The 9131-nt window shown below is 70.3% G+C and carries 4 protein-coding genes; all 4 read right to left on the bottom strand.

Translation table 11 applies throughout. The features are described from left to right. Positions 1–1708, bottom strand: a 1708-nt coding sequence (gene pglX, locus AC08OT_RS04430; protein WP_476592429.1) for a BREX-2 system adenine-specific DNA-methyltransferase PglX, incomplete at its 3' end; no start/stop codon positions are given. A 985-nt stretch (positions 1709–2693) separates the two neighbouring features. Continuing rightward, on the bottom strand, positions 2694–5927 hold the full coding sequence (locus tag AC08OT_RS04425; protein ID WP_476592428.1) for a protein kinase domain-containing protein: 3234 nt from the start codon (positions 5925–5927) through the stop codon (positions 2694–2696). A 215-nt stretch (positions 5928–6142) separates the two neighbouring features. Then, complete coding sequence (gene ftsH, locus AC08OT_RS04420; RefSeq protein ID WP_476592427.1) at positions 6143–7975, bottom strand: ATP-dependent zinc metalloprotease FtsH; 1833 nt, start codon at positions 7973–7975, stop codon at positions 6143–6145. A gap of 209 nt (positions 7976–8184) precedes the next feature. Then, positions 8185–9045, bottom strand: coding sequence for a prephenate dehydratase (locus AC08OT_RS04415; RefSeq protein ID WP_476592426.1), 861 nt, complete (start codon positions 9043–9045; stop codon positions 8185–8187). Positions 9046–9131: the final 86 nt, after the last annotated feature.

Below are 9131 nucleotides of genomic sequence, written 5' to 3'. Positions count from 1 at the left end.
ATGTAGACGCGCTGGTTGCGTCTATCTGAGCTTGCAACTGAGCCGCTCCACCGCCAGCGAGTGACCAGGGATGCCTCGCAAGATCTATCCGCTTGATTCCGAGGGTGCTGATATATGCATCCGTGTGGTCAGCATTCGCGAAGTTCTCTACTATTCGTGCCCATACGAGGCCTTTGGCCGGGTCGGCCGGTGCGCTGGGCTCGCCCCGGATCCCAAGGACGGTCTGCACCGTGGTCAGGGAGGGCCGGCGGTGGCGGCCGAAGATGAGGACGGTCGGGGTTCCGTGGCCGGGGATGTAGGCGCCGCTGGTGTCGACGAGCAGGGTGAGGTCGACGCTCGGGAAGAACTCCTCGATGAGTTTCTTGCCGAACTCGCGCTTCATGAAGGAGTTCGCGGTGATCTGGCCGGTGAAGCCGCCGTTGATCGCGAGTCGGAAGAACCGCTGCGCGAACGGCACGCTGAGCGCGTACTGGCGATGGTATGCGCTCCAGCGTACCCGATAGGCGTCGCTGAGGACCCGGTCCTTGACCGTGATGTACGGCGGGTTACCGACAACCGCGTGGTAGCGGGCTTCCAGGATCTCCTTCAGCTCGCGAGCGTCCTCGTACTCGTAGGTGAACTCACCCTCACCGGTGGAACCCGTCAGGGCGTGGGTGGCGACGCCGTCGAGTTCGTCCTGCTGATCCTCGGTGCCCCACAGCAGGGAGTCACCGATGGCGATGCGGATGCGCCAGGCGGGGGCGTCGACGAGCCGGGTGATCCCGCAGACGGCCAGTGCGGCGATGACGAGGCGGAATCGGGCGATCGCCGCCGCGAACGGGTTGATGTCGACGCCGTGGACCTGGCCGAGTACGCGCTCCACGTGGACCTTGAGGTCAATCCCATGTTCCTGCTTCTGCCACCGGTCGAGCAGGAGGTCGAAGGCGCCGAGCAGGAAGTGCCCGGAGCCGCAGGTCGGGTCGATCATCCGAACCTCGGCGAGGCCGAACTCGTCGATCGCCGGGGCAAGGGTCCGGTCGAGGATGAACTCCTCGACGAACTCGGGGGTCTGGAGCAGCGCGTGGTCCTTACGTGCCTGCTCGGAAAGATCCTGGTACAGATCGCCGAGGAAGCGGGTGGAGGATGCCGGATCGGAGAAGTCGTGGACGAGGGCGCCGGTTTCCGGGTCGATCCGCCGCCAGAACTCCAGCAGGCCGGTCGCCGCGTCCGGTGAGATATCCACCAGGTGCAGCGGGTTGCGCCGGTTGACCAGATCCCGGGTTGCGTCGTACGCCTCCAGCCGGGCGACCGCCGCCCGCAGGTAGTCCAGGTCGGAGTCATTCTTGTGGTCCTCCGTCTGGAAGTAGAAAGCCTGCCATTCCCGGGCCTCGGCCACCCCGTCGACCCGTTCCCTGGCCTCGCCTGTCTCGTCGGCCTCCTGCTCGGGGCGGACCGGGCCGGCCAGCATCGGACGTCCCAGCAGCGCGTTGTCCTCGCAGAATCGGGTGAACACGCAGGCCAGCACCCAACCGACCGCCACCTGGGTGAGCTGCTGGTCGAGCCACGTCTCGTAGCCGACGCCGGTGCGACAGCCTGTCTTCGCCTCCTGGTACCGCTTGTGCAGCCGATCGTCGACGTCCCGGTCCGACCGGGCCCGCGCGCGCAGGTCCGCCTCCAGGCCGCGGACCTGCCGCTGGAGATCGGCCAACAGGCGCCTCGCCTCGATCACGCTGCTCCTCCCTCAACGCCGTCGGCGAGCCGAGATTCGTGCCGGACAATCCACTCCTCGGACAGTGCCAGGCCCTGGTTGCCGAACTGGGGCACGGGAGCGCCACCATCCAACAACGGTTGTTTGTCCACGTCGGCCCAGGGTACGAGCAGCCACACCGTACGCACCGGTGATGTCTCGGTCGCCATCCGCACCGATGCGCGCAGCTCATCCAGCACCACCAGCGCCGGATCGTACCGGGCGACCACCCCCGCATTCGTGATCAGCACCGCGGGCCCTGCGGCCTCGATCGAGGCCCGCACACCGGCGAGCCCGACCTGCGCGACCCTTGAGAGGTTGGCCCAGTCGCGCGACGATCGGTCGGCGGCGTCGGCCTCCAGGACGATCGACCGCTGCACCCGGTGCTGGGCGCAGAACTCCCGCATCCCCGCGAGCAGGGCTTGTTCCGCGTCGACAACGGTGACATCCTGCGCGGCCAGGCAGTGTTCGGCCCGGGCGAGTCGCCGCGGCGGCACCGACAGCACCAGCCAGCCGCCGTCCACCAGCGAACGGGTGAGCCGGTCATCCGCGGCCAGCACCTCGTCGGAGACCCGGCGCCATCCCATTGTCGTCCAAGTGGCGCCCGCGCCGGTGCTCCAGCGCGGCCTGGTTCCACGGGAGGTGACCAGGGAGGTGAGCCCGGTCACCTCGATGCGGCGGGTCACGTACCGCTTTTTCTCGTCGTCCCAGCACAGCGGCACCCCGGCCGCGTCGAGCAGGGCGTCCAGCTCGGGACGGCTGGGCAGCGCGCCCGCGTGCGGGAACCGCACGATGATCCGCTCGGCCACCTGCTCGGGGGTCAGCTCCGTGCGGCCGTACAGCGCCCCGGCGGCCAGCCGCAGCGCCCGTCCCGCGTCGAGGCCTCGCGGGTAGACCTCCAGGCGCGGCGTCACCGCGGCGTTCTCGGAGGCGATCATGGCGACGTCGAGGAGCCGTTCGGGGAAGATCAGGGAGGGATCGGTGTCGCCGGGGGCGCGGACGGCGCGCAACGTCTCGATGACCCGAGCCGGAGCCGGCAGCGGGTCCGCGCCGGCGAGGTCGTCGGCCGCGTCGCCGAGCCGGGAGGCCCAGTCCAACCGATCGGCGGTGGAGGGCCCGTCCCCGGCGCGCGGGGGGCCGGCGGCGACGAGGATGCCATTGGGCTCTCGGCTGTACACCAGCCGTGGATCGCCGCCCATCTCGGAACCGCCGGAGGCGTCGTGGGTGGTGTCGGCGGCGGTGTCGTCGCCGGGGGAGTCGTCGGCCAGCTCGGCATCGATCGCCGCGCGTACGACGGCCTCGGCGAGCCGGGAGCGCAGCGGTTCCTCCACCGTGCTGCCCTGAAAGTCGAGCAGGGCCGCCGCGCAGTGCCGGGCGGAGGCGACCCCACCGACCGACTCGACGACCTTGACGATGGTGTCCCGCAGCTCTCGCATCCCGTCGAGGGCCAGCCAATGCCGCTCGAACCTGGCCACCGCCTGCCGGACGGTACGTTGCTCGCGGTCAAGGGCCTTGGCCGCGTCGCGCACGCTCGTCCATGCGTTGCCGCCCTGCTCGCCGAGGCCGAGCAGGGCTTCGGCGACGGCCCGGTCGGTCGCGCGGGGGATGAGCCCGGCGGCGACGCGGTCGAGGAGTGTCGGCTCGGTGGGCCGCTCGGCCGGGGACGAGGTGACCTGGCCGGCCAGCCGGTCCAGGTCCGCACGCAACTGCTGGCGGGTCTTCGTACCGATGCCGGGCAGCCAGACGACCTGGGCGGGCGACAGGTCGAGCGCGCCGCCCACCGTATCGATCGACAGCCGCTCGAACACCGACAGCACCGGGGGCGGGACAGACCGGCGGCGCCGATGGGCGTGTCCCGGCTGATGCGCGCGGAGGGCGGCTGCGGGACCACGCTGGCCGGTTCGGCCAGGATCGCGTTCCAGGCGCGGCGTATGTCCTCCGCGGTGTCGAAGCGCTGTCTGACGTCCCGGTGCAGCGCTCGGCGGAAGAACTCGGTGAGACCGGTCGCGTACGACCGGTCGAACAGCTCGGGTTCGATTGCCACGTCGGCGTCGACGAAACTCGGATGCCCGCCATGGGTTCCGTACTCGGGCCGGCGTGTGGTCGCCATCTCGTAGAGCGTCATCGCCGCGGCGTATCGCTCGGCAGCCTGATCCCATCGGCGGCGCTCGCCTCGGCCGAGGAACGGGTCGAGGTACGGGCGGGTGCCGGCTTCGATGGCCTCCAACGGCTCCTTCGCCAGGGAGAAGTCGAACAGGACGAGCTGCCGCTTCTTGCCCCTGCCGCCACGTTCGGCGACGCCGAGGTTGTCCGGCTTGATGTCGCGATGCGCCAGCCCGGAGCGCTGTAGATGCTGGACGATCTCCAGCAGGTCGTCGCCCCACCCCTGGAGCCATTCCGGTTGTAGTCGGCCTCGCTCGCGCAGCTCCTGGGCGAGGGTGCGTTCCCCGGCTGAAGTGATCAGCAGGGCCCGGCGTGGGCCGACGTCGATCACGCCGTCGCTCAGCAGCTGCACGACACCGGGATGCTCGCCGAGGGTGCGCAGCGTCTCGGTCTCGGCGACCAACCGCGGATCCTTGTCTCGGTCCAACGACACCTTGAGAACCGCGCGCCCGCCGTCCCGCTCGACGAGCAGGGCGAGCGCCGTCGAGCCGCGGCCCAGCCGGCCGAGGACCGAAAATCCGCCCTCCAGTTCGGCGCCGGCCTCGGCCTCCAGGGGATCAACGACAACCGGTGCCTCCTCCGCGATGGCGGCCAGCCGTTCCCGAACCAGGTCGAGATCGAGCAAGAACGCGGCCATGTCCCGGGTGCGTTGCTCCGGGTCGGCCTCGGTCGCCCGGGCGACGAGCTCGTTGAGCTCCTCGGAGACGGCATCAACCTGTTCGGCGAGTAACAGTCGGTTGTGTTCGGACAGACGTCGGCTGAGCTCCCCGGATGATGCCGCGGGGGGGTTCCCGGTGAAGATCCGGTAGGCGATGGCGCCGACCCCGAAGACGTCGAGGGTGACCCCCTTCGCCGTGCCCCAGCTCCACTCGGGTGCGAAGTAGGCCGCGGCGGCGTCGTCGGCCAGTTCGACGTAGCCCCCCGTCGACGTGGCCGGGCCGGTAGTGCTCGGTATCCCTGACGTCGATTCGGAGCCGCGGGAGGCCGTCTGCCAGTCCGTGATCTGGAGGGCGAAGCGGTCGGACCGGCGCCGAACCCAGACGCATCGCGGGCTCAGGCCCCGGTGCGTCAGCACCCGCCGGTGGGCGTACGCCATGGTCTCGGCAAGGGCGCGCAGCAGTGCCAACCGATCGTCGAAGGACAGCTCGCGTTCGTGTTCTTGGAGGAAATGGTCCAGCCGGATCAGCTCGGGATCGTAGGGAAAGACGAGTGCGGGGCCCAGATCGTGCTCGACGAAGTCGATCGGCGCCGCGATCCCCGGATAGTCGATGCCGCGTAGTGCGAGGTACTCCCGCTCGGCGGCCCGCACGAGCTGGTCACGCTGGTGCACCGACTCCACACCACTGGCCAGATAGATCCGCACCCGTCGCGGCCGGTCGTCGGGAAACCGCTGGTTGCGGGCGAGGAAGTCCTGCCAGCCGACGCCCTCCTGGAAGGCGGGCAGCTCCAGGCGAAGGCTGCCGACGGTCCGCGCCCGCTGGGACGGGCGGATCCCGGCTTGGTCGACGGCCCGGGCCAGGGCATTGCTGAGCTCGCCGTCCACCCGGCCGGGCTGCCGCGCGAAGTCCAGGAAACTCGGCAGCTGGGTCTGGTCATGCCGTCCGAAGACGTGCGCCCGGCCTTCTGGGACAAGGCGGATCTCCAGCCGCGCGTCGCTCAGGAATACCGCGCCCTCCACCCATGGCACCCGTCGGCCCCGCATCGCCGGCCGGGAAACCAGCAGTGACTTCAGTTTGCGGGCCTTGCGGTTTGCTCCGATGACGGGGTTGTCGACCGGGGCGCGGTGGCTCTGACGCCAGGTGCCCGAGTCTCCCACGAGGACACCGGACCAGGACTTGATCTCCAGCACGACGATGCCCGCCGGCAGGACGAGAAGCAGGTCGACCTCGTTGACGGAACCGTCGGACCCGAGAAACTCGGCGTTCGCCCAGGCCCGGTAGGGATCCCCGGTTGGTAGCTGCGCCTTGAGATAGGACAGGGCCGCACGCTCCCAGGCGTACTCGGACGGTGTGCACTGCGTCCAGCGCTCATCGTCCAATGGGCCCTCCCCCGATGCGAGGCCGGGCCCAGAACCGGACCGGCATAGTCCAAAGATCTTGGATCGTATCTCTGTGGCCGCAGGTGCTTGCAACCAGTGTTGTGGGTAGGCCGTCCCGCGATGGGCTCTCGCGGTGTCGGGGCTGCCCAATCTCGCCGACGCCGCCGGGTGAGGCCACCGCGGCGCGGTGAGATCTGGACCGCGGGCATCGGCGGTCAGCCGGGCAGCGGCACCCGCGTCGGCGCACGTTCTGCGGTCGCGGACCCGCGCGCGACGGCCTCGACCACAGAGCCGTCCACGGTCTCCTGCTCCAGCAGCATCCCGGCGAGGGTGTCGAGGGCGTCGCGATGGGTCGTGAGCAGATCGACCGCCCGCGCCTCGGCCTCGCGCAGCAGCCGGGCGACCTCGGCGTCGATCAGGCGCTGGGTCTGTTCCGAGTACGGTCGGCTGACCAGCTCCTCCCCGCCGAGGTACTGCGGGTTCTGGGTACCGTAGCCGACCGGGCCGACCGCGGCCGACAGGCCGAACTCGCGCACCATGCGGGTGGCCACCTGGGTCGCGCCGGTCAGGTCGGAGGAGGCCCCGGTGGACCCGTGGCCGAAGACGACGAGCTCCGCCGCTCGGCCGCCGAGCCGGACCGCGAGACTGTCGAGCAGGTAGCCCTCGGTATACAGGTGCCGCTCGGCCTCGGGCAGTTGCTCGGTGGCACCGAGGGACATCCCGGCCGGCAGGATCGTCACCTTCGCCACCGGGTCGGCGTGTTCGCAGAACGCCGCCACCAGGGCGTGGCCGGACTCGTGCACTGCGACGGACTTCTTCTCCTCGGGGAGCAGCGCGTTCGAGGCGTCGCGGCGGCCGAGCAGGATCCGGTCCCGCGCGGCGTCGAGGTCCTCGGCGGTGACGACCTCCCGGTCGTCCCGGACCGCGTGGATGGCCGCCTCGTTGACGACGTTCGCCAGGTCCGCCCCGGAGAAGCCGGGGGTGCCGCGGGCGATCCGGTCGAGGTCGGCGTCCGGCGCGAGGGCCTTGCCCCGGGCGTGCACCTTCAGGATCGCCAGGCGTTCGGACTGGGTGGGCAGCGGCACCGTGACCTGGCGGTCGAAGCGGCCGGGCCGCAGCAGCGCCGCGTCCAGGGTCTCCGGCCGGTTCGTGGCGGCCAGCACCACCACCCCGGTGTCCTGCTCGAAGCCGTCCATCTCGGCCAGCAGTTGGTTGAGGGTCTGCTCGCGTTCGTCGTTGCCGCCGATGACGTTCGCCCCCCGGCGCCCGCCGATCGCGTCGATCTCGTCGATGAAGATGATCGACGGTGCCCGCTTGCGGGCCTCGGCGAACAGGTCCCGCACCCGGGAGGCCCCGACGCCGACGAACATTTCGACGAAACCGGAACCGGTGATGGACAGGAACGGGACATCCGCCTCGCCCGCGACCGCCCGGCCGAGCAGCGTTTTGCCGGTACCGGGCGGCCCGACCATCAGCACCCCGCGCGGGCCGTGCGCGCCGACCCGGGTGTAGTGCTCGGGATGGCGCAGGAAGTCGACGACCTCACTGATCTCCTGCTTCGCGCCCTCGTACCCGGCGACGTCGCTGAACCTGGTCGCCGGCCGTTCCGATTCGGTGATCTTCGCCTTCGACCGGCCGAACATGCCGATGCCGCCCAGGCCGCCCATCTTGCGGGCCTGCCGGCCCGACCAGACGAAGAACCCGATGAGCAGCAGCAGCGGCAGGGAGCTCAGCACGACCGACCAGAACGACGTGCCGGCCCGTGTCCCGGTGATCTGCACACCCTTCGCCCGCAGTTGGCCGGTGAGATCACCGGTGTCCAGGGCGGTGGGGATCTGGGAGGTGAAGTCCTTGCCGGTCTTGAGCGTGCCGTCGACGGCGCCGCGGTCGTCGACGGACACCGACCGCACGGCGGCGGCATTCACCCGATCGAGGAACTCGGAGTACGTCAGCGACTCCGGCCGGACGGCGAACAGGCTCGGCCCGATCAGCAGCAGGAACGTGATGAACAGCCCCAGCGGCAGCAGCAGGCGGCGCCAGCCGGGCATCGGCGGCGGCGCCGGCTTGGGTGGGGTGTCCTTCGGTGGCCCGGGACGCGCCTGGGTGGACGGGTGGAGGGTCCCGAGACGGACCGGGGAGATTCCCTGGTTCTCCTGTCGTCCGAAGTTCTCCTGCCGTCAATTCTCCGGCCGTCCGAACATGCCGCTGGTCCTTTTCTACCAGGGCTTCTGCCGGGGCGCGTTCCACCGGAGGCCGATCAGGCCCCGGAACCGGTGCTGATCCGTTCCCGGTACCGGCTCGCCCGGTAGACGCCGAGGATGCGGTGGTCGGCGTAGAAGGACAGCTCCTCGAAGGCGCGGGCGACGGCCGGCTCCTCCGGGCTGCCCTCGATGTCGGCGAGGAACTGGGTGGCGACGAAGCCCCCGCCCACCATGTAGCTCTCCAGACGGGTCATGTTGATCCCGTTCGTGGCAAAGCCGCCGAGGGCCTTGTAGAGCGCGGCGGGCCGGTTGTGCACCTTGAAGAAGAACGTCGTGACGATCGGGCCGACACCGACGGCCGCGCGCAGGTTCTCGCCGGACAGAATCAGGAACCGCGTCGTGTTGTGGTCCGCGTCCTCGAGATCGGCCTGGAGGATCTGCAGCCCGTACGCCTCGGCGGCGAGCCGGGAGGCGATCGCGGCCCTGGTCGGATCGCCGGCCTCGGCGATCTCCCGGGCGGCCCCGGCGGTGTCGGCGTGGGCAACCGCCGTCAGACCCAGCGTGCGCAGCGCCTCCCGGCACTGGGCCAGCGCCTGGGGATGGCTGTGCACCGTCTTCACCTCGTCGAGGGTCACCCCGGGCAGGCCGAGCAGCTGGTGACGGATCGGCAGGAAGTACTCGCCGATGATGTGCACCCCGGGGCGGGGGAGCAGATGGTGGATGTCGGCGACCCGACCCGCGGTGGAGTTCTCCACCGGGATCATCGCCAGGTCCACCTCACCCTCCTCCAGCGCGGAGAAGCACTCGTCGAAGGTCTGGTAAGGGACCGCGTCGTAGTCTGGATAGACGTCCCGGCAGGCGATGTGGGAGTTGGCTCCCCGCTCGCCCTGGAACGCGATCCTCTGTCGGGCGGTCATCCATGTCCTCGAATCCGCTGGATCGGTTACCGGCTGGGTCCGTACCGGTGCCGGTGTTGACTCCTCGACCGTACAGTTCCCGGGCG

The organism is Frankia sp. CgJB1 (assembly GCF_977947065.1).
This window is presented reverse-complemented; position numbering and strand designations above follow the sequence as displayed.

What these genes read in the sequence shown, in the direction of transcription:
- ftsH (WP_476592427.1), bottom strand. Translation starts at nt 7,975, where the DNA reads ATGCCCGGCTGGCGCCGCCTGCTGCTGCCGCTGGGGCTGTTCATCACG.
- AC08OT_RS04415 (WP_476592426.1), bottom strand. Translation starts at nt 9,045, where the DNA reads ATGACCGCCCGACAGAGGATCGCGTTCCAGGGCGAGCGGGGAGCCAAC.